The sequence below is a fragment of the Stenotrophomonas sp. RG-453 genome (assembly GCF_033843685.1).
Classification (GTDB): domain Bacteria; phylum Pseudomonadota; class Gammaproteobacteria; order Xanthomonadales; family Xanthomonadaceae; genus Stenotrophomonas; species Stenotrophomonas bentonitica_A.
In genome coordinates, this window is sequence record NZ_JAMYED010000005.1 from 71,758 (window position 1) to 98,045 (window position 26,288).

Genomic DNA, 26,288 nt, shown 5'->3' on the forward strand with positions numbered 1-26,288 from the left:
CCCCCGGCCGCCGCCTGGCGGCGACGGCCTCCTCCTTGATTTTGCCCAGGAGCCTGCCGGCCGCTACGGGGCTCGCGCGCGGTAGGAGTGCGGAAAAGCGGACCTTGCTGTTGGGCGCCAGTAGTCTCGATACGTGGGGCGCGATGCCCTTGTGGGCGAAATCAAGGAGGAGGGGACGGCCGCAGGCCGGCACCGGGGGACATTCGCCGACAAGGGCATCGCGCCCCAGCGCCCGACCCATCGACCGCCGTGCCTGGAAGGGTCAACGCGCACCACATACCTGCCACGCGGATGGAAGAAGAACCAAAAAAAAGCCCCGCACAAGGCAGGGCTTCTTCGGCACGTCCAATCAGCCGATCAACTCAGCTGACCATGGCAGTGCTTGTACTTCTTGCCGCTGCCGCACGGGCACGGATCGTTGCGGCCGACCTTCGGCTCATCACGGGTGACCTGCGGCACGCCGTTCTGGGCGGCCTCCACCTGCGCGGCCTCTTCGTCTGCACCGTAGCCGCCGGCGTCCTGGTGCTGGAACTGCGACTGCAGCAGGCGTGCTTCGGCCTGCTGACGCTCGGCCTGCTCCAGTGCCGCCACTTCCTCTTCGCTGCGGATGCGCACGCGCGCCAGCAACGTCACCACTTCGCGCTTCACGTTCTCCAGCATTTCCGAGAACAGCTCGAAGGCTTCCTTCTTGTACTCCTGCTTCGGCTGCTTCTGCGCATAACCGCGCAGGTAGATGCCCTGGCGCAGGTAATCCATGCGCGCCAGGTGCTCCTTCCAGCTCTGGTCCAGCACGGTCAGCATCACGTGCTTTTCCAGCGCGCGCATGGTCTCGTCGCCCACGCCGGCTTCCTTCGCGGCGAAGTGCTCGTCGACCTTGGCCTGCACCTTCTCGGCGATGCCTTCGGCGTCCAGCTCCTCGTGTGCCTTGACCAGCTCGGTCAGCGACATGTCGATGCCGAAGTCCGAGGCCAGCGTCGCTTCCAGACCCTGCAGGTCCCACTGCTCATCGATCGAGTTCGGCGGCACGAAGCGCGCCACCACATCGAAGATCACGTCGCCGCGGATGCCGTCGACGTTCTCCTTCACCGACTCCGCATCCAGCAGTTCGTCGCGCTGGCTGTAGATCACCTTGCGCTGATCGTTGTTGACGTCGTCGAAGTCCAGCAGGTTCTTGCGGATGTCGAAGTTGTGCGCTTCGACCTTGCGCTGCGCCTTCTCGATCTGGCGGCTGACCAGACGATCCTCGATGACGTCGTCTTCCTTCATGCCCATCATGCGCATCGCCTTCTGGACCCAGTCCGAGGCGAAGATGCGCATCAGGTTGTCTTCCAGCGACAGGTAGAAACGGGACGAACCCGGATCGCCCTGGCGGCCCGAACGGCCACGCAGCTGGTTGTCGATACGGCGCGATTCGTGGCGCTCGGTACCGACGATGTGCAGGCCACCGGCCGCCTTGACCGCGTCGTGGCGCTTCTGCCACTCGGCCTTGACCTGGGCGCGCTGCTCGTCGGTGGCGTCTTCGCCCAGCTCATGCAGCTGCGCTTCCAGCGAACCACCGAGCACGATATCGGTACCACGGCCGGCCATGTTGGTGGCGATGGTCACCGCGCCCGGCATGCCGGCGTTGGCGATGATGGTCGCTTCGCGGTCGTGCTGCTTGGCGTTGAGGACTTCGTGGTGCACACCGGCCTTGGTCAGGTGCTCGGACAGCATCTCCGAGGTTTCGATCGAGGTGGTACCCACCAGCACCGGCTGGCCGCGCTCGTTGCAGGCCTGGATATCGGCCAGCACGGCGTTGAACTTGCCGTTGCGGTTGAGGAACACCTGGTCCGAACCGTCCTTGCGGATGGTCGGCCGGTTGGTCGGGATCACCACCACTTCCAGGTTGTAGATGCTCTGGAATTCGTAGGCTTCCGTATCGGCCGTACCGGTCATGCCGGACAGCTTCTTGTACATGCGGAACAGGTTCTGGAAGGTGATGCTCGCCAGGGTCTGGTTCTCGCGCTGGACCGGCACGCCTTCCTTCGCTTCCACCGCCTGGTGCAGGCCATCGGACCAGCGGCGGCCGGCCAGGGTACGGCCGGTGAATTCATCGACGATCACCACTTCGCCATCGCGCACGATGTAATCCACGTCGCGCTGGTAGATGGCATGCGCGCGCAGGGCGGCATTGAGGTGATGCACCACGGTCAGGTTCTGCGCGGCGTACAGGCCCTCGGTTTCGGCATTGAGGATGCCGGCTTCGACCAGCAGCGCCTCGGCATGCTCCATGCCCGCTTCGGACAGATGGACCTGCTTGCCCTTCTCGTCCACCCAGAAATCGCCCTCGCCTTCCTCGGCATCCTGCTTGATCAGGTGCGGGACGACGCGATTGACGCGGATGTACAGCTCCGGGGAGTCATCGGCCGGGCCGGAGATGATCAGCGGGGTACGGGCTTCGTCGATCAGGATGGAGTCGACTTCGTCGACGATGGCGTAGTGCAGGCCGCGCTGGTAGCGGTCCGCACGGGAAAGCGCCATGTTGTCGCGCAGGTAGTCAAAGCCGAACTCGTTGTTGGTGCCGTAGGTGATGTCGCTGGCGTACGCCTCGCGCTTGTCGCCGTGCGGCATGCCCGGGTAGACCACGCCCACGCTCAGGCCCAGCCAGTTGTAGAGCTTGCCCATCTGCGCCGAGTCACGGCGGGCCAGGTAGTCGTTCACGGTGACCACGTGGACGCCCTTGCCTTCCAACGCGTTGAGGTAGACCGGCAGCGTGGCGACCAGGGTCTTGCCTTCACCGGTGCGCATTTCGGCGATCTTGCCCAGGTGCAGGACCATGCCGCCGATCAGCTGGACGTCGTAATGGCGCATGCCGAGCACGCGGCGGCTGGCTTCACGGCAGACCGCGAACGCTTCGGGCAGCACCTTGTCCAGGGCTTCACCGTCAGCGATGCGCTGCTTGAACTCCGGGGTCTTGGCCTTGAGCTGCTCGTCGGAGAGCTTTTCGATTTCCGGCTCCAACGCATTGACCTTGGCGACGATGCGGTTGAGCTGGCGCAGCTGTCGTTCATTACGACTGCCGAAGACGCGGGTAAGCAGGCTGTTGATCATTGAAGGAACCGGTTGGAATGAGACGCCCCAACGGCGGCGCTCTCCCCGGGGGATGCGCACGCCGCAAACGAAACAGGGCGCACCGCGCCCTGTCTATGGCAACACCCATTGTAGCTTGGGACGGGGGTCCGGCGTTTCAAGCACCCCCGTTCAAGTTCGTTACCGTGATCAGCCCCGCGAAACGCGGCCGACCGGGGTGTTGCCGCCATCACCGAGGAACTTGCGCGGATTGACCACCTGGCCGCGTTCCCAGACCTCGAAGTGCACGTGGGCACCGGTGGAACGGCCCGTGGAACCGGCCTTGGCCACTTCCTGGCCGGCCCGGACCAGATCGCCCGGCTTCACCACCAGGCGCGAATTGTGCGCATAGCGGGTCACATAGCCGTTGCCATGGTCCACATCGACCACGTTGCCGTAACCGCCCTTCACACCGGCGAAGCTGACCACGCCATCGGCCACCGACATCACCGGGTCACCGACCTTGGCGTGGAAATCCATGCCCTTGTGGGTGGCCGCACCGCGACCGAACGGATCGCTGCGGGTACCGAAGTTGGAGGTGATGTAGGTGTTGCGGATCGGCATGCGCGAGGGCACGGCATTCTGTTCGAGCTGGTGGTCGAACATCAGCGATTCCATCACCGACAGCTGGCGGCCTGAAGCAGCAAAGCGCTGCTCCAGCACCTGTAAGTCGGCGTTGACCGCGCTGACCGGGATGTCCTGGGTCGGGCCGGGCTCGCCTTCACCGAGGCCGGGGGTCTCGTTGAAGTCGAATTCGCCGTCTTCCAGCTTGCCCATCTGGGTGAGTCGTTCGCCCAGGGCGTTGAGACGGGTGGCCTGCGCCTGCAGCTCGCCCATCCGCGCTGCCAGCGCGTTGACCTGGGTCTGAGCGTCCTTCTGGGCCTGCGCCAGTTCGCGTTCCTGCTGTGCGACCTTGGCGTGGAGCCGGGAATCGTTGAACATGCTGCCACCGATACCGGCACCGAAGCCGATCAGGCAGCCCACCCCCAGCACACTGCCCAGCAGGGCACGGGGGGAATCTTCGAAGTAGAAACGCAAACGCGCCAGCGGCGTCTTGGCCTGTCCTTCACGCGTTTTGATTACGATCTTTTTGAATGCCATCAGTGAGTTTTCATGTCTGAGCCGAAATCCAGTGCCCGTTCCCCATCCACGCCGAAGCCGGCGCTGGATGCGGTCATGGCGGACAAAGCCGGTAACCCGCTGCGTCGTGCCTTGTGGCTCGACGCGCTGGACCGTCAATTGCGCCCCCATTTGCCGCCTGCACTGGCCACCCGTTGCCGGCTGGCGAATGTAAACGGCGAGCACCTCGTTTTTCTCGTCGAATCTCCCGTGTGGCACGCCAAGGTCCGGCTTGCCGAAGCACAGTTGATCGACGCGGCCCGGTCCATCGGGCTGAAGGTCACCAAGGTGACCGTCAAAACAGCGTCCGCCCCTCCCCCACGCTCCCCAGCGATCGACAACAGGAATGGCCCCCACGCTGTTTCAGCCGCCACGCACAAAGGGCTACGCGACGCGTTGGCTTGTCTGCGCGACGTGGATTCCTCCAAGTCGTGAAGCCATCGGGGCATCCCGCCCCTTCCCGGCCGCGTCACGATCACGTGAACTTTGGCTGGGAGCCGGTCTGCACTGTAGCGGCGTCGGTGCCGCCAGTCGTTAGTGTTTTATTAAATTAACGTTAAATTCGGCACAAACCTTGATGAGGTTCACAAATCTGTGCGCTGTGCACCCCTACGGTTCATTGACGTCAAGATCACGCGGCGTTGAGCCCGTCCTGACCCCCTGAAACAGAAACGGCGCCGTGGGCGCCGTTCTATTTTCTTTCAGATCAATGGGTTGGCCAGAACCTGGCTCAGGCGTAGGCCGGCAGACCATAGACGACGGGGGCCTCGACCGTAGGCGACTCGTAGCTGACCCACTCCCACGCGCTGGCATCGGCCAGCAGGGCGCGTACCAGCTTGTTGTTGAGCGCATGGCCGGACTTGAAGCCCTCGTAAGCGCCGAGCACCTGGCCACCGGCCAGGTACAGATCGCCGATCGCGTCGAGGATCTTGTGGCGCACGAACTCGTCGGCGTAGCGCAGGCCGTCGTCGTTGAGCACGCGGAACTCGTCGAGCACGATGGCGTTGTCCATCGAACCGCCCAGGCCCAGGTTGCGCTCGCGCATGTATTCCAGATCCCGCATGAAGCCGAAGGTCCGGGCGCGGGAGATTTCCTTGGTGTAGGCCAGGGTCGAGAACTCGATTTCCGCGCGCGACTGCTTGGCCGGGATCATCGGGTGGTTGAACTGGATGGTGAAGCCGAGCTTGTAGCCTTCGTACGGCTCGAAGCGGGCGACCTTGTCGCCATCGGTGACTTCCACCGTCTTGAGAATGCGGATGAAGCGTTTCGGCGCGTCCTGTTCGGCGATGCCCGCCGACTGCAGCAGGAACACGAACGGGCCGGAGGAACCGTCCATGATCGGCAGCTCGGCCGAGGACAGCTCCACGATGATGTTGTCCACACCCAGGCCGGCCAGGGCCGACATCAGGTGTTCGACGGTCTGGATCTTGGCCTCGTGGTAGGTCAGGCCGGTGCACAGCGTGACTTCGGTGACCAGGTCCGCACGCGCGGGCACTTCCACCACCGGGTCCATATCGACGCGGCGGAACACGATGCCATGGTTGACCGGGGCCGGGCGCAGGGTCATGTAGACCTTGTCACCGCTGTGAAGGCCGACGCCGGTGGCGCGGATCGTGTTCTTGAGGGTGCGTTGCGGGATCATCGGGGGGCAGGACCAGAAAGCGCGCGGTCAGCGCGGCTGTGACAAACAAGAATAACACGCACTACCGCTGTCCCTTCCGTGAACCGTGGTGCGTCGACAGCACTGCCCGGACGTGCGCGATGCACGACGGCGGTCAGACTGCCGGGCCGATCCTGGCCCGGCAGCATGGGACATGGAGGTGCTTACCGGGGAGGACAAGGCCCCGGCCAGCGTTACTCAGTCCGCCTGGCGGCGCAGGAACGCCGGGATGTCCAGGTAATCGTTGGGCAGCTCAGCGGCGGCCGGACCCGAAGCGCTCGGAGCCGACGGTGCCACGGTGTCGGCGCTGGGACGACGCAGGCCCATGCCCATGCCCATCCCGCCGACGGCCTTGGAGACCGCATCGCCGCCGTTGTCGAATTCGCCGAACTCCGGCTGGCCGGTGGTGGCGTTGCGGACCAGCTTGATCGGTGCGCGCTCGCCCGGACGCTGGGTCTTGGCGGTGACGGCACGGTTCAGGCCGGTGGCGACCACGGTCACGCGGACTTCGTCCTGCATGTCCGGGTCCAGCACGGTACCCACGACCACGGTGGCATCTTCGGAGGCGAAGCCATCGATGGTGCGGCCGATCTCGTCGAACTCGGCCATCGTGAAGTCGGCGCCGGCGGTGATGTTGACCAGGATGCCGTTGGCACCGGCCAGGTTCACATCGTCCAGCAGCGGGTTCTGGATGGCGGCTTCGGCCGCGGCCTGGGCGCGGTCATCGCCACGCGCGGTGCCGGTGCCCATCATCGCCAAGCCCATTTCGGACATGACGGTGCGCACGTCGGCGAAGTCGACGTTGATCAGGCCCGGACGCACGATCAGATCGGCGATGCCCTGCACGGCGCCCTGCAGCACGTCGTTGGCGGCACGGAAGGCCTGGATCATGGTGGCGTTGCGGCCCAGCACGGTGATCAGCTTTTCGTTCGGGATCGTGATCAGCGAATCGCAATGCTGGCTCAGCTCTTCGATGCCCTTCAGCGCGACCTGCATGCGGCGACGGCCTTCGAACGGGAACGGCTTGGTGACCACGGCGACGGTCAGGATGCCCATCTCCTTGGCCAGCTGCGCCACGACCGGGGCTGCACCGGTGCCGGTGCCGCCGCCCATGCCGGCGGTGATGAACACCATGTCCGCACCCTGAAGGGCATCCATGATGCGCTCACGGTCTTCCAGCGCGGCCTGGCGGCCGACTTCCGGGTTCGCGCCTGCGCCCAGGCCCTTGGTGACGTTGGTACCCAGCTGCAGCTGCAGCTTGGCACCGCAATTCTTGATGGCCTGCGAATCGGTGTTGGCGGTGATGAATTCCACGCCGTCCACACTGGTGCTGACCATGTGCGCCACGGCGTTACCGCCGCCGCCGCCCACGCCGATCACCTTGATCACCGCATTGGGTGCCATCTTTTCAATCAGTTCGAAATGCGCCATGTCCGTGTCCTCGTTGTATCCGCTTTCGGTGGCATGGGCGGTCAGGCCTCCTGCCTTTCGCGCGTCATGTTGCCGTTGCGGCTGTGTGGGTTGTGTGTTGCCGGTGCTGCCGTGTTGCGGTGGTGCGTTGCGTTGCAGTGGTGCGTTGCGTTGCAGTGGTGCGTTGCGTTGCAGTGGTGCGGGGGTGCAGGTGATGCAGCCGACCAACGGTCGGCTCTACCGCGGGCCGCGTCAGAACTCGCCGCGGAACCAGGTTTTGAGCTTCTTGAACATGCTGCCGGCGCGGCCGGTCGGCAGCGACGGGCGACGCGGGTGTTCGATCTGGCTGCCCATCAGCAGCAGGCCCACGCCGGTGGCATGCACCGGGTTGCCCACCACTTCGCCCAGGCCGGTGACGTGCTGCGGGATGCCCACGCGTACCGGCATCTGCAGCATTTCCTCGGCCAGTTCGACCACGCCTTCCATCTTCGAAGCGCCGCCGGTGAGCACCATGCCGGCGCGCACCAGTTCCTCGAAACCGGAGCGGCGCAGTTCGGCCTGCACCATCTCGAAGATCTCTTCGTAGCGGCCCTGCACCGCCTGGGCGAGTGCATGGCGCGGCATCCGGCGCGGCGGACGATCGCCGACGCTGGGCACCTGGATGCTTTCCTCGGCGGTGGCCAGCTGGGCCAGGGCGCAGGCGTAGCGCACCTTGATCTGCTCGGCTTCCGGGGTCGGCGTGCGCAGCATGTGCGCGATGTCGTTGGTGACGTGGTCGCCGGCGATCGGCAGCGAGGCGGTGTGGCAGATCGCGCCCTGCACGAACACGGCCAGGTCGGTGGTACCCGCGCCCATGTCGACCAGCACCACGCCCAGCTCGCGCTCGTCGGCGGTCAGCACGGCCACGCTGGAGGCCAGCGAGGACAGCACCAGGTCATCGACCTGCAGGCCGCAGCGCTGCACGCACTTGGAGATGTTGGCGGCGGCCGACTGTGCGCACACCACCAGGTGGGCGTGCACTTCCAGGCGCACGCCGGTCATGCCGACCGGATTGCGGATGCCTTCCTGCGAATCGTCCAGCACGTACTCGCGCGGGATCGCATGCAGGATCTTCTGGTCCGCCGGGATCGCCACCGCCTTGGCCGCGTCCAGCACGCGATCCAGGTCGCCCCAGGTCACTTCGCCGTCGCGGATCGGCACGATGCCGGGCGAGTTCTTGCACTGCACGTGGTTGCCGGAGATCGAGGCGTACACCGAGCGGATCTCGCAGCCGGCCATCAGCTCGGCCTCTTCGACCGCACGCTGGATGGACTGCACGGTCGATTCGATATCCACCACCACGCCGCGCTTGAGACCGCGCGATTCGTGCGAGCCGATGCCGATGACCTCGATCGGATTGCCCGGCGAATACTCGCCGACCAGCGCCACCACCTTGGAGGTGCCGATGTCCAGACCGACGATCAGTGATTTGTCACCCTTGCGATTCATGTCCTGTCCTGCGTCCTGTGCGCCACATTGGCCGGCGCGGCCGGTGCGGCCGGCGTCGCCGGAGCCGGGGTACCCCAGCTCAGTGTGAAACCATTGGTATATCGGAGGTCGGCGCGCTCGATCGGCGCCGCCTGGTTGGCCAGCTGCGGCAGCACGCGCACGAAGCGCTGCAGGCGCGAGCGGGCATCGTCGCGGCCCACGACCACTTCGGTGCCGTTGCTCAGCACCAGCGACCAGCTGCCGCGTGCGTCCATGGTGACCCGCTTGACGTCCACCCCGGCCGGCGCGAACAGCGCGCGCGCATCGTTGTAGAGCGCCACCACTTCTTCGGTCTGGCTGTCCGGACCATCCAGGTCGGGCAGTTCCAGGTCCTGCAGTTTCTTGGGCGTGGCGAACAGCTTGCCCTGCTCGGAGAGCAGGCGGTCATGGCCCCAGCGCGCGAACGGCTTGTGCTCGACCAGGGTGATTTCCAGCACGTCGGGCCACTGCTTGCGGACCTGCGCGCTTTCCACCCACGGCAGCGTTTCGATGGCGTCCTGCGCATCCTGCAGCTTGACCGCGAAGAAGCCGGACTTCGCATACGGCAGCACCACCTGCTGCAGCTGCTCGGCCGGCACCCGCTTGAACTCACCGTGCACACGCAGCTTGGCCAACGGCCACCGCTCGGCACCGACCCAACCGTTGAGCACCGCCACCACGGGCAGTGCCACGACCGACAGGGCCAGCAACCAGACGAAGATGCGCAGCACCGCGTTCATGCGTGGCGGTTCTCCTGCGCTGCGTGACCCGGCAGGGTCTGTTCCAGTACGCGCCAGACCAGCTCTTCAAAGCCGATCCCGGCCTGGCTGGCCGACTTGGGCACCAGCGAATGGCTGGTCATGCCCGGCGCGGTGTTCACTTCCAGCAGGTAGAAGCGGCCCGTGCCGCGGTCGCGCATCACGTCCACCCGGCCCCAGCCGCGGCAACCGGCAGCGCGGAACGCGGCCAGTGCAAGGCGGCGGATCTCGATCTCGTCCTCGCCTTCCAGCCCCGGGCACAGGTACTGGGTGTCCTCGGCGATGTACTTGGCGTTGTAGTCGTACCACTGGCCCTTGGGCACGATGCGGATCGACGGCAGTGCCTGGTCGCCCAGGATCGCCACGGTCAACTCGTCGCCGACCACCATCTGCTCCATCAGCAGCTGGCCGTCATAGCGCACCGCCAGTGCGACCGCCTCATCCAGGCCGGCCTCTTCCACCACGCGGCTGATGCCGACGCTGGAGCCTTCGTTGGCCGGCTTGACCACCACCGGCAGGCCGAGCTCGGCCGCGGCGGCATGGACATCGGAGGCCTGGTCCAGCGCGATGAAGCGCGGGGTCGGCAGGCCGTGCGAGATCCACACCTGCTTGGTGCGGATCTTGTCCATGCTCAGCGCCGAGCCGAGCACGTCCGAGCCGGTGTACGGCACGCCGAAGGCCTCCATCAGGCCCTGCACGATGCCGTCCTCACCACCGCCGTTGTGGCCGTGGAGGATGTTGAAGACGCGGTCGAAACGCTTCTCGACCAGCGCCAGCGCCAGGGCCGGGATGCCATCGACGGCGATCGCATCGACGCCGCGCGCGCGCAGCGCTTCGATCACGTTGCGGCCCGAATCCAGCGAGACGTTGCGCTCGCTGGAGGTGCCACCGAGCAGCACGGCGACGCGGCCGAACATGGCCGGGTCGGTGAGGCGCAGTGGCGGGAAGGTCAGCGCGTTCATGCCGCCGGGGCCTCCTGGAAGCCTTCGCCGGCGATCTGCTGGGCGATGTAGCCGATGTCGCCTGCGCCCATCATCAGCAGCAGGTCACCGTCCTGCAGGACGTCGGGCAGCACGTGCGCCAGTTCGGCGGCGTTGCCGACCACGACCGGCTCGCTGCGGCCACGCGCGCGGATGGCGCGCGCCAGCGAACGCGAATCGGCCCCCGGGATCGGCGCCTCGCCGGCCGGATAGACCTCGCTCAGCACCAGTGCGTCCACTTCGGAGAGGACCGCCGCGAAGGCGTCGAACTGATCGCGGGTACGGCTGTAACGGTGTGGCTGGAACGCCACGACCAGGCGCTGGCTCGGCCAGCCGCCGCGGGCGGCGGCGAACACGGCGGCCAGTTCGCGCGGGTGGTGGCCGTAATCATCGATCACGCGCACCTTGGCACCGGTGTGCGTGGTGACGATGCCCAGAGCGTTGAAGCGGCGGCCGATGCCGGCAAAGCTTTCCAGCGCGCGTGCGATTGCCTCCGGCGCCACGCCCAGCTGCCAGCCCACGGCCGCGGCGGCCAGGGCGTTGAGTACGTTGTGTGCGCCCGGCAGGGCCAGCGTCACCGGGTGGCTGCTGCCTTCGGGCAGGCGCAGGGTGAAGCGCATGCGCGGGCCATCCTGGACCACATCCTCGGCGCGCACGTCGGCGTTGCTGCTCATGCCATAGCTCATGACATGGCGCGGCGTCTGCGCGGCCAGCGCGGCCACTTCCGGATCATCGATGCACAGCACCGCCAGGCCGTAGAACGGCAGGCGCTGCAGGAACTCGGCGAACGCAGCCTGGACCCGGGCGAAATCGTTGCCGTAGTTTTCCAGGTGGTCCGAATCGATGTTGGTGATCACCGAGACCAGCGGGTTCAGGCGCAGGAAGCTGCCATCGCTTTCATCGGCTTCGGCCACCAGCCACTGGCCACTGCCGAGCTTGGCGTTGGCACCGGCAGCGAGCAGCTGGCCGCCGATCACGAAGGTCGGGTCCAGCCCGCCTTCGCTCAGCACCGCGGCCGTCAGGCTGGTGGTGGTGGTCTTGCCGTGCGTGCCGGCCACCGCGATGCCGCGGCGGAAGCGCATCAGTTCGGCCAGCATCGCCGCGCGCGGCATGATCGGAATGCGCTGGCTGCGCGCTTCCATCAGCTCGGGGTTGTCATCGCGGATCGCGCTGGAGACCACCACGCAGTCGGTGCCGAGCACGTTGGCAGCCGAATGGCCACGCATCACGCGCGCACCCAGGCCGGCCAGGCGACGGGTCGCGGCGTTGTCGGCGTTGTCCGAACCGGACACTTCATAGCCCAGCGTCAGCATCACTTCGGCGATGCCGCTCATGCCGGTGCCGCCGATGCCGACGAAGTGCACGCGCGGGAACGCACGTACCAGGTCGTTGGTGTCGTGGAGGCGGCGGATCATGCGCGGCCTCGCGCCAGGCTGGCGCGCGTAGCGGTGTTCATTTGGATTCCTCGAGAATGATGTCGGCGATGCGCTCAGCGGCATCGACCTTGGCCAGGGCACGCGCGGCGTTGGCCATCTGCATGCGTCGGGCGGAATTTTCGGACAGATCGCGCAGCACGCCTTCCAGCTGCGTCGCCAGCGTTTCATCCTGCTTCAGCAACACGGCCGCGCCGCGCTCGACCAGATACTCCGCATTGCGGGTCTGGTGATCGTCGACGGCCGCCGCGAACGGCACCAGCACACTGCCCACACCGACCGCGCAGAGCTCGGCCAGGGTGGAGGCACCGGAACGGCACACGACCAGATCGGCCCAGGCGAACGCCTCGGCCATATCGGCGATGAAGGGTTCCACGCTTGCCTGCACGCCGGCATCGGCATAGGCCTGCAGCGCTTCGGCATGCAGCTTCTCGCCGCTCTGGTGACGCACCTGCACCGGCATGCCGGCGCCCAGTGCGGCCAACGCCTTGGGCACCGCGTTGTTGAGCACGCGTGCGCCCTGGCTGCCACCGAGCACCAGCAGGTGCAACGGGCCATGGCGATTGGCCAGGCGCAGATCCGGCGGCGTGATCGCGGCGATCTCGGCACGCACCGGATTGCCGACCGCCTCCTCCCGCTTCGCGAAGCTGCCCGGGAAGCCGGCCAGCACGCGGCGCGCGACGCGCGACAGCACGCGGTTGGTCATGCCCGGGGCGCGGTTCTGTTCGTGCACCAGCAGCGGCAGGCCATGCAAGCGCGCGGCGATGCCGCCGGGGCCGGAGGCGAAGCCACCGAAGGCGATCACCGCACGCGGCTGGCGATCGCGGATCAGGAAGCCGGCCGCGCGGATCGCACGCAGCAGCCGCAGCGGCGCGCCGAGCAGGGCCAGTTTGCCCTTGCCGCGCAGGCCGCCGATGGCCAGCGTGTCGATGGGGATGTCGTGCTGCGGCACCAGGCGCGTTTCCATCGCGCCATCGGCCCCCAGCCAGGTCACCGGCACGCCGCGCTCGCGCAGCACCTTGGCCACGGCCAGGCCCGGGAAGATGTGCCCCCCGGTACCACCGGCCATGATCATGACCGGGCGACGGGACGGATCGAGACGAGGCGTGCTCATCCCATCCTCCCCAGCGTCGGCTCGATGCGCTGCTGCATGCGGCTGGTGCCACGGGTGGAACTGTCGCGCGGTGCCGCATCGCGGTTGCCGCTGTCCTGCATCGCTGCGGCGACCGCACTGGCGCTCTCGGCCCTGGGCGTATCCCCCGGCAGCGGCCCCTCCTGGTCGGCACCCATGCGCACGGCCTGGCGGCGCTCGGCGCGATCCAGTTCGTAGGAGACGCGCAGCAGCAGGCCCATCGCCACGCAGGTCATCAGCACGCTCGAGCCGCCCGAGGAAATCAGCGGCAGGGTCAGCCCCTTGGTCGGCAGGATGCCCAGGTTGACCCCGATCGAGACGAAGCTCTGCATGCTGATCCACAGGCCGATGCCGAAGGCGATGTAGCCGGAGAAGTGACGCTTCATTTCCACGCAGCGCATGCCCAGCCAGAAGGTGCGGCCAACCAGCAGTGCGTACAGCGCGATGATCAGGCAGGTGCCGAGGAAGCCCAGCTCTTCGGCGGTGACCGAGAAGATGAAGTCGGTATGCGCTTCGGGCAGGTAATAGAGCTTCTGCACCGAGTTGCCCAGGCCCACGCCGGTCCACTCGCCGCGGCCCACGGCCATCAGCGCGTTGGACAGCTGGTAGCCGTCGCCCTGCTGGTCGGCCCACGGGTCCAGGAAGGAGGTGATGCGGCGCATGCGGTACGGTTCGATGATCGCCAGCGCGCTCATGCCGACCATGCCGATGATCACCGGCATGGACATGCGCGGCATGTTGACCCCGCCCAGCACCAGCATGCCGGCGGTGATCGCCAGCAGCAGCGTGGACGAGCCGAAGTCCGGCTGCAGCAGCAACAGCACCACCAGCGCGCCGGCCACGCCGAGCGGCTTGAGCATCGCCGGCCAGGTGGCATTGACCTCATCGCGGAAGCGGACCAGGTAGCTGGACAGCCACACGATGTAGAGCACCTTCACCGCTTCGACGGTCTGGAACTTGGAGATGCCCAGGTTGATCCAGCGGCGGGCACCGTTGACGCTGCTGCCCAGGCCCGGGATGAACACCACCACCAGCAGCGCGAAGCAGCCCAGCAGCAGGATCTGGTTGTACTGCTCGATGCTCTTGAGCTCGGTGCGCATGGCGATGATCGCCAGGCCGATACCCACCGCCAGGAAGATCAGGTGGCGGTTGAGGTAGTAGAACGGGCTGCTCATCAACGCGATCGAGCTCGACGCGACCATCACCACGCCCAGCCCGGTGAGCGCGATGATCGCGCCCAGCAGCCACTTGTCGAAGTGGCCTCCGATGGCTTCCAGGCGGGTGGCTTGGCGCGAGAGGTCGTTCATCAGCGGACCTTCAACGTGGCCAGGCCGATCAGGACCAGCACGACCGAGATGATCCAGAAGCGCACGATCACGCGCGGCTCCGGCCAGCCCTTCAGTTCGAAGTGGTGGTGGATCGGCGCCATGCGGAACACGCGCTTGCCGGTCAGCTTGAACGAGGCGACCTGGATCATCACCGACAGCGTCTCGATCACGAACACGCCACCCATCACCACCAGCACCAGTTCCTGGCGGGTGATCACCGCGATCGTGCCCAGCACCGCGCCCAGCGCCAGCGCGCCGATGTCGCCCATGAAGACCATGGCCGGATAGGTGTTGAACCAGAGGAAGCCCAGCCCTGCGCCGGCGATCGCCGCGCAGATGATGACCAGCTCACCGGCGCCCGGGATCTGCGGGATCTGCAGGTAGCTGGAGAACACCACGTTGCCCGAGGCGTAGGCGAACACGCCCAGCGCGCAGGCGACCAGCACCGTCGGCATGATCGCCAGCCCGTCCAGGCCGTCGGTCAGGTTGACCGCGTTGGAGAAGCCGACGATCCAGAAGTAGGCGATGGCCACGAAGCTGATGCCGGCCAGCGGCAGCGCGATCGACTTGAACATCGGGATGTAGAACGTCATCGCCGCCGGGACATCGGCGGTGTAGAACAGGAACAGACCGGCCGCGAGGCCGAAGATCGACTGCAGCAGGTACTTCCAGCGCGACTTCAGGCCGTTGGGATCACGACGGACGATCTTGATCCAGTCGTCGTACCAGCCGATCGCACCGAAGCACAGCATCACCGCCAGCACCAGCCAGACGTAGCGATTGCGCAGGTCGGCCCACAGCAGCACCGACAGCGTGATCGTCAGCAGGATCAGCGAACCGCCCATGGTCGGCGTGCCGGCCTTGGAGAAATGGGTCTGCGGCCCGTCCTTGCGGATCGGCTGGCCGCCCTTGAACTGGGCAAGCTTGCGGATCATCGCCGGGCCGAGCCACAGCGACAGGAACAGGGCGGTCAGCGCCGCGAGGATGCCGCGCAGGGTCAGGTAGCCGAACAGCCCGAACAGGCTCTCCAACTGCTGCAGCCATCGGGCCAGTTCAAGCAACATTGGGGGTTTCCTCTCCTTGCGCGAGCAGCGCTTTGACGATCGTGTCCATGGCGCTGCCACGCGAGCCCTTGACCAGGCAGCGCACGCCGGCATGCAGTTCGGTGGCGAGCGCGGCGGCCAGGGCCTGGTGGCTCTGGAAATGCTGGCCGCCTTCACCGAAGGCGGTCGAGGCGGCGGCGCTCAGCGGACCGAGCGTGTACAGCCGCGCCAGGCCAGCCTCGCGCGCACGGCGGCCGGCCTGCGCATGCAGCGCCTCGCCGTCCGGGCCGAGTTCGCGCATGTCGCCAAGCACCAGCCAGCCTTCTTCCTTCGTGCCTGCCAGGGCATCGATGGCCGCGGCCAACGAGCCGGGGTTGGCGTTGTAACTGTCATCGATCAGCACCGCGCCATTGGGCAGCTGGTGCGCGATCTGGCGGCCGGGGACCGGCTCGGCGCGGGCCAGGCCGGCGGCGATCTGCGCCACCGGAAGGCCTGCGGCCAACGCCAGCGAGGCAGCGGCCAGGGCATTGCTGATGTTGTGCCGGCCCGGCAGGCCCAGCGTGATCTCTGCATCGCCCTGCGGCGTGGACAGCACGAACTGGCTGCCCTGCGCGGCCGGACGGATCGCACGTGCGGTGACATCGGCGCTGTGGTCCAGGCCGTAGCGCAGCACGCGGCAGCGCGACGGCTGGCCGACGATGTGCTGTTCGAACCAGATCCCGAAGGCGTCATCGGCATTGATCACAGCCACGCCATCGGAGGGCAGCGCCGCGTAGATCGCACCCTTGGTGGTGGCCACGCCCTGCAGGCTGCCCATGCGCTCCAGATGCGCCGGCGCGATGTTGTTCACCAGCGCGTAGTGCGGGCGCACGATCTCGGTGAGGTAGGCGATATCGCCCGGCTTGCCGGCGCCCATCTCGTAGACGGCGTAGTCGGCATCTTCCGGCGCATCGAGCACCGCCAGCGGCAGGCCGATCTCGTTGTTGCGGTTGCCCGGGTTGGCGTAGACCACCTTGCGGTCGTCCCGTGCCACCTGCTCCAGAATCGCCAGCAGCAGGCTCTTGACGCTGGTCTTGCCGTTGCTGCCGGTGATCGCGAACACCTCGGTGCCGCGGTCGCGCTGCATGCCGGCGGCGATGCGGCCCAGGGCGTGCTCACTGTCGGCAACCACGATCTGCGGCAGGGCCACATCCAGCAGGCGCTCGACCAGCATCGCCGAAGCACCGCGCGCCAGGGCGTCGGCTGCGAAATCATGACCATCGAAACGCTCGCCGCGCAGCGCCACGTACAGGCTGCCCGGGGCAAGCGTGCGGGTGTCATTGCTGATCGCATCGATGGCGGTGTCTTCGCCATGGATCTCGCCACCGGCCCAATGGGCGATCAGCGACAGCGGTGTGCGCTTCATGGGGCCTCCCTGCGCAGCGTGCCCACGTTGTCCACACGCGCGGCCAGCACTCGGCCGGCAACCTCGGTGTCGTCGAAGGCGTGCTTGACCCCGTGGATCTCCTGGTAGGGCTCATGTCCCTTGCCGGCGATCAGCACGATGTCGCCCGTGCCGGCCTGGCCGATCGCAGCAGCAATCGCGGCGGCACGGTCGCGCTGCACGGTGACCGCCGCGGGTGCGTCAAATCCCTTGAGGATGTCGGCCACGATCACGTCGCCGTCTTCGCCGCGCGGATTGTCGTCGGTGACGATCACCACGTCGGCATGCTGTTCGGCGATGGCGGCCATCTGCGGGCGCTTGCCGGTATCGCGCTCGCCGCCGCAGCCGAACACGCAGACCAGGCGGCCGGCCAGATGGCCCTGCACGCTGGTCAAGGCCTGTTCCAGTGCATCCGGGGTGTGGGCGTAATCGACCACCACGGTGGGCAGCCCACCCTCGCCGCCCAGGCGGTTCATGCGGCCGGCAATCGGCTGCAGCTGCGAGAGCAGCGCGGCGATCGCGGCCGGGGTGTGGTCCAGCGCATACAGCGCACCGGCCACGGCCAGCAGGTTGTCCACGTTGAAACGGCCGAGCAGCGGCGACTGCACCGGATGGCGCTGGCCGTCGACCACCAGGTCGAAGGCGATGCCGCGCCCATCCAGGGTGAGCGAATCGGCACGCAGGGTGGCCTGTGCGGCACCGCGCGAGCTGACGCCGATCGGGCGGACGCTCTCGCCGATGGTGCGCAGCAGCTCGCTGCCGAAGCTGTCATCGAGGTTGACCACGGCAGCCTTCAGGCCATCGCGGTGGAACAGCCTGGCCTTGGCCGCACCGTACTGCGCCATGTCGCCGTGATAGTCGAGATGGTCGCGGGTGAGATTGGTGAACACCGCCACGTCGTAATGCACGGCGTCCACGCGGCCCTGGTCGAGCGCGTGCGAGCTGACTTCCATCGCCACGGCCTGGGCGCCGGCATCGCGCAGCTGCGCCAGCACCTCATGCATCTGCAGCACCAGCGGCGTGGTGAACCCGGTCGGCACGACGTCGCCGTACAGACCCACGCCCAGCGTGCCGATGCTGCCACTGGCGGTGCCGAGCAGGTGCCAGGCCTGGGCCAGCAGCTGCACGGTGGAGGTCTTGCCGTTGGTGCCGGTCACGCCGACCATCGTCATCGCGCGCGAGGGATGGCCGTGGAACTGGTCGGCCATCGCACCCATGCGGTTGCGCAGGCCCGGCACGGCGATCGCATCGGCCGGCGCCGGCAGTTCGGCCGGGGCCGGCGGGTCGAACAGGATCGCTGCAGCGCCATTGGCGCGCGCCTGGTCGACAAAGCCCAGCCCGTGCGCGCCGAAACCGGCGATCGCCACGAAGGCGTTGCCCGGGCGCACCGCGCGGCTGTCCAGCACCAGGCCGGTGAGGGTCGGATCGTGGCTCAGCGCCACATCGGGAAGCAACTGCGAAAGCAACATCGTCTGGCTCATTGGGTGCCTCCCTGCGCGGGCGGCACCGTGGCGTGCGCGCTGGGCAGCGCGGCATCGAATTCTGCGGCGGCGTCGGGGGCGATCACCGTTTCCGGCGGCGGCATCGGCAGCACCGAGGCCGAGTGGCCCATCTTTCCGGACTGCTGGGCGGCCAGCCACGACTCGATGTCGTCCGGCGGCACGTCCATCAGGCGCAGGGCGCCTTCCATCACGTTGTGGAACACCGGTGCGGACACCAGGCCGCCGTAGTACTTGCCGGCCTGCGGGTCGTTGATGACGATCACCGTGGCAAAGCGCGGGTTGGTGGCCGGCACCACACCGGCGAACAGCGCGTTGTAATGCCCGCGCTCGTACCCGCCCGGGCCGGCCTTTCGGGCCGTACCGGTCTTGCCGGCCACGTGGTAGCCCAGCACCGCGGCCTGCTTGGCGCCGCCCTGGGTGACCACGGTTTCCATCATCGCCACCACTTCCTTGGCGATGCTCTCATCGATGATCTGCTTGCCTTCGTTGCGCTGGCCCTTGACGAAGGTCGGCGCGATCAACTTGCCGCCGTTGCCCAGCGCCGAGTACGCCGTGGCGATCTGCAGCGGGGTGACATTCAGGCCGTAGCCGTAGGACATGGTGGTCTTGGACGAGCCGCTCCAGCGTGCCGGGCGCGGCAGCACGCCGGCCGATTCGCCGGGGAAGCCGCTGTGCGGCGACACGCCGTAGCCGAAGCTGTGCACGTGGTCGTAGAAGACCTGGTCCGGCATCTTGGCCGCGATCTTGGCCGCGCCGATGTTGGAGCTGCGGGTGATCACGCCGGTGACGTTGAGCACGCCGTTGTTGCGCGGCACGTCCTTGATGGTGAAACGCCCGACGGCCATGTAGCCCGGGTTGGTATCCACCGTGGTGTCCTTGGTGACCACGCCGGACTGCAGCGCCGAGGCGATGGTCAGCGGCTTCATGGTCGAACCCGGCTCGACCAGATCGGTCACCGCGCGGTTGCGACGGGTGTCCGGTGCCGCGCCGCCGACGGCGTTGGGGTTGTAGGTCGGCAGGTTGACCATGGCCAGCACTTCACCGGTGGCCACGTCCATGATCACCATCGAGCCGCCGGCCGCCTTGTTGGCGATCAGCGCGTTGCGCAGCTCCTTGAAGGCCAGGAACTGGATGCGGCGGTCGATGCTGAGGGTAAGGTCCTTGCCCGGCTCGGCGGCGCGCAGCAGATCGCTCTCGACGGTGTCGCCCTTGCGGTTGCGGATCACGCGCTTGGCACCGGCCTTGCCGCGCAGCCATTCGTCGAAGGCCAGTTCCAGCCCTTCCTGGCCGCGGTCGTCGATGTTGGTGAAGCCCAGCACGTGCGCCATCGCCTCACCCTGCGGGTAGAAGCGGCGGAACTCGCGCTGCGAGGCCACGCCCGGGATCTTCAGCGCGACCACCTTCTCCGCGTCGTCCGGATTGATCCGGCGGCGCAGGTACATGAATTCCTTGTCCGCCTTCTGCGAGAGCTTGGAGGTCAGCTCGTCCAGCGGCATGCCCAGCGCGGTGGCCAGCTCCGGGATGCGGTCCGGGGCGCGCAGCAGTTCCTGCGGGTTGACCCAGATCGAGGCGACCGGCGTGGAGACCGCCACCGGCTCGCCGTTGCGGTCGGTGATCATGCCGCGCGAGGTATTGATCGGCAGCTCGCGCAGGTAACGGGCTTCGCCCTGGCGCTGGTAGAACTCGCTGTTGATGATCTGCACGTAGGCAGCGCGACCGACCAGCGAGACCGAGCACAAGCCGAGCGCCAGCCCCACCCACTTCAGGCGCTGGCGGAGGTTGAAGCTGTTGCGCGCACGGTTGCGCCCGGACTTGTTCATGGCCGGATCACCACGACATCGGCCGCTTCGGGGAACTTCATGCCCAGGCGCTCGCGGGCGACGCGGTCGACCCGGGTGGCCTCGGCCAGGGTGGCCTGCTCGAGCTGCAGGCGACCGAACTCGATGTTGATCTCATCGCGCGCCCGCTCGACCCGGGACAGCTCCACGAAGGTCTGGCGGTGGCGATGGCGCATGAACACCACGCCGATCGCCGAGGCGACGGTGCAGGCCAGCAGCACGATCAACAGCAGGCGGCTCATCCGGCCACCTCGCACTTCTCGGCGACGCGCAGCACGGCGCTGCGCGAGCGCGGATTGACCGCCAGCTCGTCATCGTCGGCCTTGATGGCGCCGCCGTGCAGCAGCAGGGTCGGCACGAACGGCTGCGCCTCGGGCACCCGGCGGTTGCTCGGCGGGGCCTTGGCATGGCGGTTCATGAACTGCTTGACGATGCGGTCTTCCAGCGAATGGAAGCTGATCACGGCCAGGCGGCCACCGGGCTTGAGGCGCGCCAGGGCGGCATCCAGGCCGGCCTCGAGGTCGGCCAGTTCGCGGTTGATGTGGATGCGGATCGCCTGGAAGCTGCGCGTGGCCGGGTTGATCTTGTCCTTGCCACGCGGCATCACCGAGGCGATCACCTCCGCCAGCTCGGCGGTGCGGGTGAAGGGTTGCTTGTGGCGGCGGGCGACGATGGCCTTGGCGATGCGGCGGCCCTGGCGTTCTTCGCCGTAGGTCCACAGCACGTCCATCAACTCGCGCTCTTCAACGCGGTTGAGCCACTGCGCCGCGCTTTCGCCGCTGTCCGGGTCCATGCGCATGTCCAGCGGGCCGTCCTTGCCGAAGCTGAAGCCACGCTCGGCGACATCCAGCTGGGGCGAGGACACGCCCAGGTCGAACAGCACGCCATCCAGGCCCTGCGCCGTGGCCTCCCAGTGCAGCAGATCGGCGAAGCTGCCACGGAAGATCGAGACGCGCGGGTCCGGCGCGAAATCACGCTCGGCTACCGCAATCGCCTCCGGATCCTTGTCCATGACCAGCAGCCGGCCTCCGGGACCGAGTTGCTCGAGCACGCCGCGGGCGTGACCGCCACGACCGAACGTGCCATCGAGATACACTCCGTTTTCGATCACCTTCAGGCCATCCAGGACCTGCGTGTACAGGACCGGCAGGTGGCCTGCCGGCGACTGCGACACCGGAAGGTGACCGGTCTGCGCTGCTCCGCGCATCCGGGCACCCCGGCTCACAACTTCAGGTCGAGCAACCCATCGCCGAGATCCTCGTCAGACAACGTCTGCTGGATCAACGCGCGATGAGCCTGCTCGCTCCACAATTCGAATTTGTCGCCCATACCGAGCAGCACCGCCTTCTTTTCAATGCCAACGGCACCACGGTGGCTGGCGGGAATACTGATGCGGCCATTGCCGTCCAGCTCCAGATGCGCGGCCGAACCGACCAGCTTCTGTTGCAGGAGGCGCACGACGCGCTGTGTGTTGGGCTTGGACATGACGTCATCACGGACGCGTTCCCATTCCTGTTCGGCGTACAGCCAGAGGCAGCCGGACTCGAACGGGTTGTAGGTCAGGACCAGACGGTTGTTGCTCACACGCGCGACAAGGTCGCGATGCGCGGTCGGAACCGCCATGCGCCCTTTGTCGTCAACAGTGATGGCCGTCTCGCCTTGAAACACGACGTTTTCACCTTTCCTTCGCCTGGTGAAACATTGAACCACGAAAAACCACAAAAAACCCGGTTTCCCCTCTCATGCCCACCTTAGCAGTGCCGATTGGGTTGTCAACAACTTTGCGAAGGGGAAATCACTTTGAACATCAAGGGCTTGCAGCAATGTTTAGAGACTTGTTCAAGGCTTATCCACAAGTTGCTGTTTCGTCTCATTTTTTGAGATTTCGCCGAAGTTCAGGCCTGTGGAGACCGCGTGAAACATCGCCGCGTATTCAGTCCTGACGCGGTCGGCATCGTCTCGCCGCTGCGCAGAACCTGCACAATGTGAGGCATGTGTCTGCTCGCCCTCGCATGGAAAACACACCCCCTCTGGCAGCTGGTGATGGCCGGCAACCGCGATGAGTTCCACGCGCGGCCCACCGCCGCGCTGGCGCGCTGGCCTCCGCCGGATGAGGCCGTGGCCGCCGGCCGCGACCTGCGCTCGGGCGGGACCTGGGCCGGGATCGGCGCGCAGGGTCGGATGGCGGTGGTGACCAATGTCCGCGACCCGCTGGCCCGGCAGACCGGCCCCTCGCGCGGCGCCCTGGTGGCCGGCTACCTGCGCGACGATGCGCCGGCGGCCGTCTTCGCCGACCAGCTCGCCGCACGCGCGGTCGAGTTCGCCCCCTTCAACCTGGTGCTGGCCGACCGCGGCAGCTGCCAGTTCCTGGGCAACCACCCCCTGCACCGCCAACCGCTGGCCCCGGGCATCCATGGCGTGTCCAACGGGCCGCTGGACGCGCCGTGGCCGAAAACCGTGACATTGAACGCAGCGCTGCGCGCGTGGGTGGACGCCGGCAGCGAGGACCTGACCCCGCTGTGGGACGCCCTGCGCGATGAGACCCGCGCCGACGACCGCGCCCTGCCCGACACCGGCATCGGCCTGGCGCGCGAGCGCTGGCTGTCCTCCGCCTTCATCCGCAGCCCCGAGTACGGCACCCGCGCCAGCACGATCATCGCGCTGGACGCCAATGGCCACGGCTTCATCGCCGAGCGCCGGTTCGATGCGGAGGGTGTCTGCATCGGCGAGACCCGGCTGACGACCACGCAGCTGTCTGCGCCGAGGTGACGTGAATGTGGGACAATGCGCACGGCGGAGTCGGCCAGACAGTCGCGTCATCCCTTGCGGATGCCGAGGAAAGTCCGGGCTCCACAGGGCAAGGTGCCAGGTAACGCCTGGGCGGCGCGAGCCGACGGAAAGTGCAACAGAAAGATACCGCCTACGTTTCCTTCGGGAAGCCGGTAAGGGTGAAATGGTGCGGTAAGAGCGCACCGCGAGTCTGGCAACAGACCGGCACGGCAAACCCCACCTGGAGCAAGACCAAATAGGGACCTAATGGCGTGGCCCGCGTCGGGTCCGGGTAGGTTGCTTGAGCGCTGCGGTGACGCAGCGCCTAGAAGAATGACTGTCCACGACAAAACCCGGCTTATCGGCCGGCTCCGCCGCTTTTTTCGTCATGACGAAAAAGCCCCAGGGTTTGCAGCGCAAACCTGGGGCCCCGGGCCACCAGCGCCCAGTTCCCCGCGGCTGTCGCCGCGCCCCCCTTTACCAAAGGGGGCTGTGCATCCAGACGGTTGGCGTGGGCCGGCATTCAATCTGCACGCGCGGTAGAACCACCCCATGGGTGGCTGCCTCACGTTCTGGCACCGCGTGCAGCCACCCATGGGGTGGCTACCTTCTTTGGCACCGCGTGCAGCCACCCGTGGGGTGGCGCGACCGGCCGATCAACCGCCGTACAGGGCTTTTCTGGGGGCACCGGTGAGTTCGGCGGCGAGCTTGGCTGCGGTGGACGGCGGGAGGTGTTCGCTGAGCTTGGCGTACATGCGGCGGCCGGCGGCCAACTGAGCCTCCTCATCGTCGGCCGCGCCCTGCACCATCACCACGAACTCGCCCTTGCGCTGGTTGTCGTCCGCCTCGACCTGCTGCAGCAGCGAGGCCAGGTCGCCGTCCAGCACGGTCTCGAACAGCTTGGTCAGTTCGCGCGCCAGCACCGCCGGCCGCTCGGGCCCGAACGCAGCCATCATGTCCGCCAGCGATTCGGTGATCCGGTGCGAGGATTCATAGAACACCAGCGTGCGGGTTTCACCGGCCAGTGCGTTGAGGCGCTCACGACGGCCGGAGGCCTTGGCCGGCAGAAAGCCTTCGAAGGTGAAGCGGTCGCTGGGCAGGCCGGCCACGCTCAGTGCGGCAATCGCGGCGCAGGCGCCGGGCACCGGGCTGACCCTGATCCCGGCTTCGCGCGCGGCGCGGACCAGGCGATAGCCCGGGTCGCTCACCAGCGGGGTGCCGGCGTCGCTGACCAGCGCCAGCGACTCACCGGCCAGCAGGCGCGCCACGATCCGCTGCGACAGCGCTTCCTCATTGTGATCGTGCAGCGCCACCAGTGGCTGCTGGATGCCGAAGTGGGCCAGCAGCTGGCCGCTGCGGCGGGTGTCCTCGGCGCAGATCGCGGCCACCGAACGCAGCACGTCCTGTGCCCGCGGGGTCAGATCGGCGAGGTTGCCGATCGGGGTGGCAACGACATACAGCGTGGGGACAGCACTCATCAGCGGCTCTTCCGTGGTCAAGGGTAGAATCGTACCGTTCCCCGGCCACGGCCGCTGCCCCCATCGAATGGACCTGATCATGAACAAGCCCGTCGTACGGATCTCCGCCCTTTCGTTGTCGCTGATGCTGCTTGCCGGCTGCGCCACGACCAGCTTCACCAGTGCGCCGGATTCGCCGGCCCAGAGCCAGGCCTTGGCGCTGATCGAGCAGGGCAAGCCGCGCGATGCGGCGGTCCAGCTGGAAGCCCTGGCCAACACCCTGCGCGGCAGTGCCCGCAGCGCCGCGCTGGCCGATGCCGCCTTCGCCTGGCACGAAGCCGGCGATGCCACCCGCGCCCGCACGCTGCTGGCCCAGGTCACTGCGCGCCAGCTCAGCGGCGCCAGCCTGCAGCGGTATCAGCTGACCACCGCCGAGCTGGCCCTGGCCGACAAGCAGCCGGCGCAGGCGCTGGCCGCACTGAAAGAATCGGCCGAGGCGGTCACCCCATCGCTGCGTACCCGCTGGCAGTTGGCGCGCGCCAACGCACTGCAGGCCACCGGCGACAACCTCGGTGCCGCGCTCGAGCGCGCCCGTGCGCACGCCGCGCTGACCGGCAAAGCGCGTACCGACAACCAGCAGGCCATCGCCGGCCTGCTCGGCACGCTGGACGATGCCACCCTGCGCGCCCGCGCGGCGGCACTGCCGGCCAACGAGCCGCTGTACAACTTCGCCGGCCGTGCGCTGATCGCCCGGGGCCTGCCGCTGCCGCGTCCGTTCGATCGCGAAGGCGCCTCGCAGTTCGATACCAGCAAGCGCCCGCCGGCGATGAGCGATGGCTATCGTCCGCCCGTGAAGATGGCCGTGCTGCTGCCGCTCAGTGGCCGCCTGGCCACCGCCGCGCAGCCGGTCCGCGATGGCCTGCTCAGCGGTTACTACGGTGAAACCCGCCGCCGCCCGGACATCCAGTTCATCGATACCGCCGGCACCGCGGCCGGGGCCGTGGCGGCCTACGACAAGGCCGTGACCGCCGGCGCCGATTTCATCGTCGGCCCGCTCGGCCGCGACGAAGTGGATGCCGTGTTCGGCCGCCGCGAGCTTCCGGTGCCGGTGCTGGCGCTGAACCGCGGCAAGGACACCCCGCCGGCCGGTAGCGCCGGTTTCTCGCTGGCCCCGGAAGACGACGGCATCATCGCCGCCGAGTATCTTCGCGGCCGCGAACGCAGCAAGGTGCTGGTGATCCACAGCAACGATGACAACGGCCGCCGTGCCGCTGCCGCCTTCCGCGAGCGCTTCGCGCAGCGTGGTGGCCAGGTGGTGGCGACGATCGGCGTCAGCGACACCGTCGGTGATATCGGCGCGCAGGTGCGTGCCGCCGGTGCCATCGACGGCGTGCTGCTGGCGGTCAAGGCACCACAGGCGCGTGCGCTGACGCCGCAACTCGCACTGGCCGGTGCCGGCGGCGCCACCCGCGTCGGCACCTCCCAGCTCACCGTCGGCGCCGGCAAGCCCGAAGAAGACATGGCGCTGGACGGCATCGTCTACCCGAACGAAGCCTGGAACGTGCGCGGCGTGCCCGGCCTGCCAGCCGCGTCCACCGCCGGGCAGATCCTGCCCTCGGCACGTGGCGCCTCCGGTCGGCTGTTCGCGTTTGGTTTCGACGCCTGGAAGATCAGCGCCTACCTGGACAAGGTCGCCACCGAAGGCGGCCTGGCCGGCGCCACCGGCACCCTGTTCCTGGACAGCAACGGCAACGTGTTGCGGGTACCGGCGTGGTCGACCTTCAGCGGCGGCCGGCCGATGCCGATCGCCAGCAGCAACTGA

21 protein-coding genes and 1 other RNA gene are annotated in these 26,288 nt (G+C 67.5%); 4 read left to right on the forward strand and 18 right to left on the reverse strand.

The genetic code is table 11. The features are described from left to right. Window positions 1–357: 357 nt before the first annotated feature. Window positions 358–3,090 carry a preprotein translocase subunit SecA gene (gene secA, locus NJD74_RS11050; protein ID WP_019182478.1) on the reverse strand — a complete coding sequence of 911 codons (2,733 nt, stop codon included), beginning with the start codon at window positions 3,088–3,090 and terminating at the stop codon, window positions 358–360. Window positions 3,091–3,258: 168 nt separating this feature from the next. Continuing rightward, window positions 3,259–4,209, reverse strand: coding sequence for a M23 family metallopeptidase (locus tag NJD74_RS11055; RefSeq protein WP_019182479.1), 951 nt, complete (start codon window positions 4,207–4,209; stop codon window positions 3,259–3,261). 12 nt (window positions 4,210–4,221) lie between these two features. Here NJD74_RS11055 and NJD74_RS11060 point away from each other — a divergent pair, with 12 nt between their 5' ends. Beyond that, the gene (locus NJD74_RS11060; protein WP_026069663.1) at window positions 4,222–4,662 is read left to right on the forward strand and encodes a DUF721 domain-containing protein; all 441 of its coding nucleotides are present in this window, start codon (window positions 4,222–4,224) and stop codon (window positions 4,660–4,662) included. Between the two features lie 295 nt (window positions 4,663–4,957). Here NJD74_RS11060 and lpxC read toward each other — a convergent pair whose 3' ends face one another. The 15 genes from lpxC to mraZ form a co-directional block, all read right to left on the reverse strand. Beyond that, complete coding sequence (lpxC, locus tag NJD74_RS11065; protein ID WP_070471727.1) at window positions 4,958–5,869, reverse strand: UDP-3-O-acyl-N-acetylglucosamine deacetylase; 912 nt, start codon at window positions 5,867–5,869, stop codon at window positions 4,958–4,960. A gap of 216 nt (window positions 5,870–6,085) precedes the next feature. Then, the gene (ftsZ, locus tag NJD74_RS11070) at window positions 6,086–7,318 is read right to left on the reverse strand and encodes a cell division protein FtsZ (RefSeq protein ID WP_019182482.1); all 1,233 of its coding nucleotides are present in this window, start codon (window positions 7,316–7,318) and stop codon (window positions 6,086–6,088) included. 231 nt (window positions 7,319–7,549) lie between these two features. Then, window positions 7,550–8,785 carry a cell division protein FtsA gene (gene ftsA / locus NJD74_RS11075; RefSeq protein WP_017355446.1) on the reverse strand — a complete coding sequence of 412 codons (1,236 nt, stop codon included), beginning with the start codon at window positions 8,783–8,785 and terminating at the stop codon, window positions 7,550–7,552. After that, window positions 8,782–9,543 carry a cell division protein FtsQ/DivIB gene (locus NJD74_RS11080; RefSeq protein WP_019182483.1) on the reverse strand — a complete coding sequence of 254 codons (762 nt, stop codon included), beginning with the start codon at window positions 9,541–9,543 and terminating at the stop codon, window positions 8,782–8,784. The genes ftsA and NJD74_RS11080 overlap by 4 nt, the downstream gene beginning before the upstream one ends. Continuing rightward, window positions 9,540–10,523, reverse strand: coding sequence for a D-alanine--D-alanine ligase (locus NJD74_RS11085; protein WP_319624197.1), 984 nt, complete (start codon window positions 10,521–10,523; stop codon window positions 9,540–9,542). Before NJD74_RS11085 ends, NJD74_RS11080 begins: the two co-directional genes overlap by 4 nt. Further along, window positions 10,520–11,956 carry a UDP-N-acetylmuramate--L-alanine ligase gene (gene murC / locus NJD74_RS11090; protein WP_319624198.1) on the reverse strand — a complete coding sequence of 479 codons (1,437 nt, stop codon included), beginning with the start codon at window positions 11,954–11,956 and terminating at the stop codon, window positions 10,520–10,522. Before murC ends, NJD74_RS11085 begins: the two co-directional genes overlap by 4 nt. A 37-nt stretch (window positions 11,957–11,993) precedes the next feature. Continuing rightward, window positions 11,994–13,088, reverse strand: coding sequence for an undecaprenyldiphospho-muramoylpentapeptide beta-N-acetylglucosaminyltransferase (gene murG / locus NJD74_RS11095; protein WP_319624199.1), 1,095 nt, complete (start codon window positions 13,086–13,088; stop codon window positions 11,994–11,996). Beyond that, on the reverse strand, window positions 13,085–14,413 hold the full coding sequence (ftsW, locus tag NJD74_RS11100) for a putative lipid II flippase FtsW (protein WP_019182487.1): 1,329 nt from the start codon (window positions 14,411–14,413) through the stop codon (window positions 13,085–13,087). The genes murG and ftsW overlap by 4 nt, the downstream gene beginning before the upstream one ends. Further along, window positions 14,413–15,498 (reverse strand): phospho-N-acetylmuramoyl-pentapeptide-transferase, encoded by a 1,086-nt coding sequence (gene mraY, locus NJD74_RS11105; RefSeq protein WP_019182488.1) that lies wholly within the window; start codon window positions 15,496–15,498, stop codon window positions 14,413–14,415. The genes ftsW and mraY overlap by 1 nt, the downstream gene beginning before the upstream one ends. Next, complete coding sequence (gene murF / locus NJD74_RS11110; RefSeq protein ID WP_102789018.1) at window positions 15,488–16,882, reverse strand: UDP-N-acetylmuramoyl-tripeptide--D-alanyl-D-alanine ligase; 1,395 nt, start codon at window positions 16,880–16,882, stop codon at window positions 15,488–15,490. Before murF ends, mraY begins: the two co-directional genes overlap by 11 nt. Next, entirely contained in the window at window positions 16,879–18,381 is a 1,503-nt protein-coding gene (locus NJD74_RS11115; RefSeq protein ID WP_070471721.1) for a UDP-N-acetylmuramoyl-L-alanyl-D-glutamate--2,6-diaminopimelate ligase, read from the reverse strand. Before NJD74_RS11115 ends, murF begins: the two co-directional genes overlap by 4 nt. Next, a complete protein-coding gene (locus NJD74_RS11120) occupies window positions 18,378–20,222 on the reverse strand; it encodes a penicillin-binding transpeptidase domain-containing protein (RefSeq protein WP_070471720.1) in 1,845 nt (614 codons plus the stop codon). Before NJD74_RS11120 ends, NJD74_RS11115 begins: the two co-directional genes overlap by 4 nt. Further along, window positions 20,219–20,482, reverse strand: coding sequence for a cell division protein FtsL (ftsL, locus tag NJD74_RS11125; RefSeq protein WP_019182492.1), 264 nt, complete (start codon window positions 20,480–20,482; stop codon window positions 20,219–20,221). Before ftsL ends, NJD74_RS11120 begins: the two co-directional genes overlap by 4 nt. Then, window positions 20,479–21,447: a 16S rRNA (cytosine(1402)-N(4))-methyltransferase RsmH gene (gene rsmH, locus NJD74_RS11130; RefSeq protein WP_319624200.1), complete on the reverse strand. Its 969-nt coding sequence runs from the start codon at window positions 21,445–21,447 to the stop codon at window positions 20,479–20,481. Before rsmH ends, ftsL begins: the two co-directional genes overlap by 4 nt. Before the next feature lie 14 nt (window positions 21,448–21,461). Beyond that, complete coding sequence (mraZ, locus tag NJD74_RS11135; RefSeq protein WP_019182494.1) at window positions 21,462–21,908, reverse strand: division/cell wall cluster transcriptional repressor MraZ; 447 nt, start codon at window positions 21,906–21,908, stop codon at window positions 21,462–21,464. Window positions 21,909–22,232: 324 nt separating this feature from the next. Here mraZ and NJD74_RS11140 point away from each other — a divergent pair, with 324 nt between their 5' ends. Both NJD74_RS11140 and rnpB read left to right on the forward strand, forming a co-directional pair. Next, the gene (locus NJD74_RS11140; RefSeq protein WP_319624201.1) at window positions 22,233–23,009 is read left to right on the forward strand and encodes an NRDE family protein; all 777 of its coding nucleotides are present in this window, start codon (window positions 22,233–22,235) and stop codon (window positions 23,007–23,009) included. Window positions 23,010–23,035: 26 nt separating this feature from the next. After that, window positions 23,036–23,386, forward strand: an RNA gene (rnpB, locus tag NJD74_RS11145) — RNase P RNA component class A. A gap of 279 nt (window positions 23,387–23,665) precedes the next feature. Here the strand turns inward: rnpB and rsmI are convergent. After that, entirely contained in the window at window positions 23,666–24,487 is an 822-nt protein-coding gene (gene rsmI, locus NJD74_RS11150) for a 16S rRNA (cytidine(1402)-2'-O)-methyltransferase (protein WP_319624202.1), read from the reverse strand. Window positions 24,488–24,566: 79 nt separating this feature from the next. Between rsmI and NJD74_RS11155 the strand changes: the two genes are divergently transcribed. Beyond that, window positions 24,567–26,288 carry a penicillin-binding protein activator gene (locus NJD74_RS11155; RefSeq protein WP_070471765.1) on the forward strand — a complete coding sequence of 574 codons (1,722 nt, stop codon included), beginning with the start codon at window positions 24,567–24,569 and terminating at the stop codon, window positions 26,286–26,288.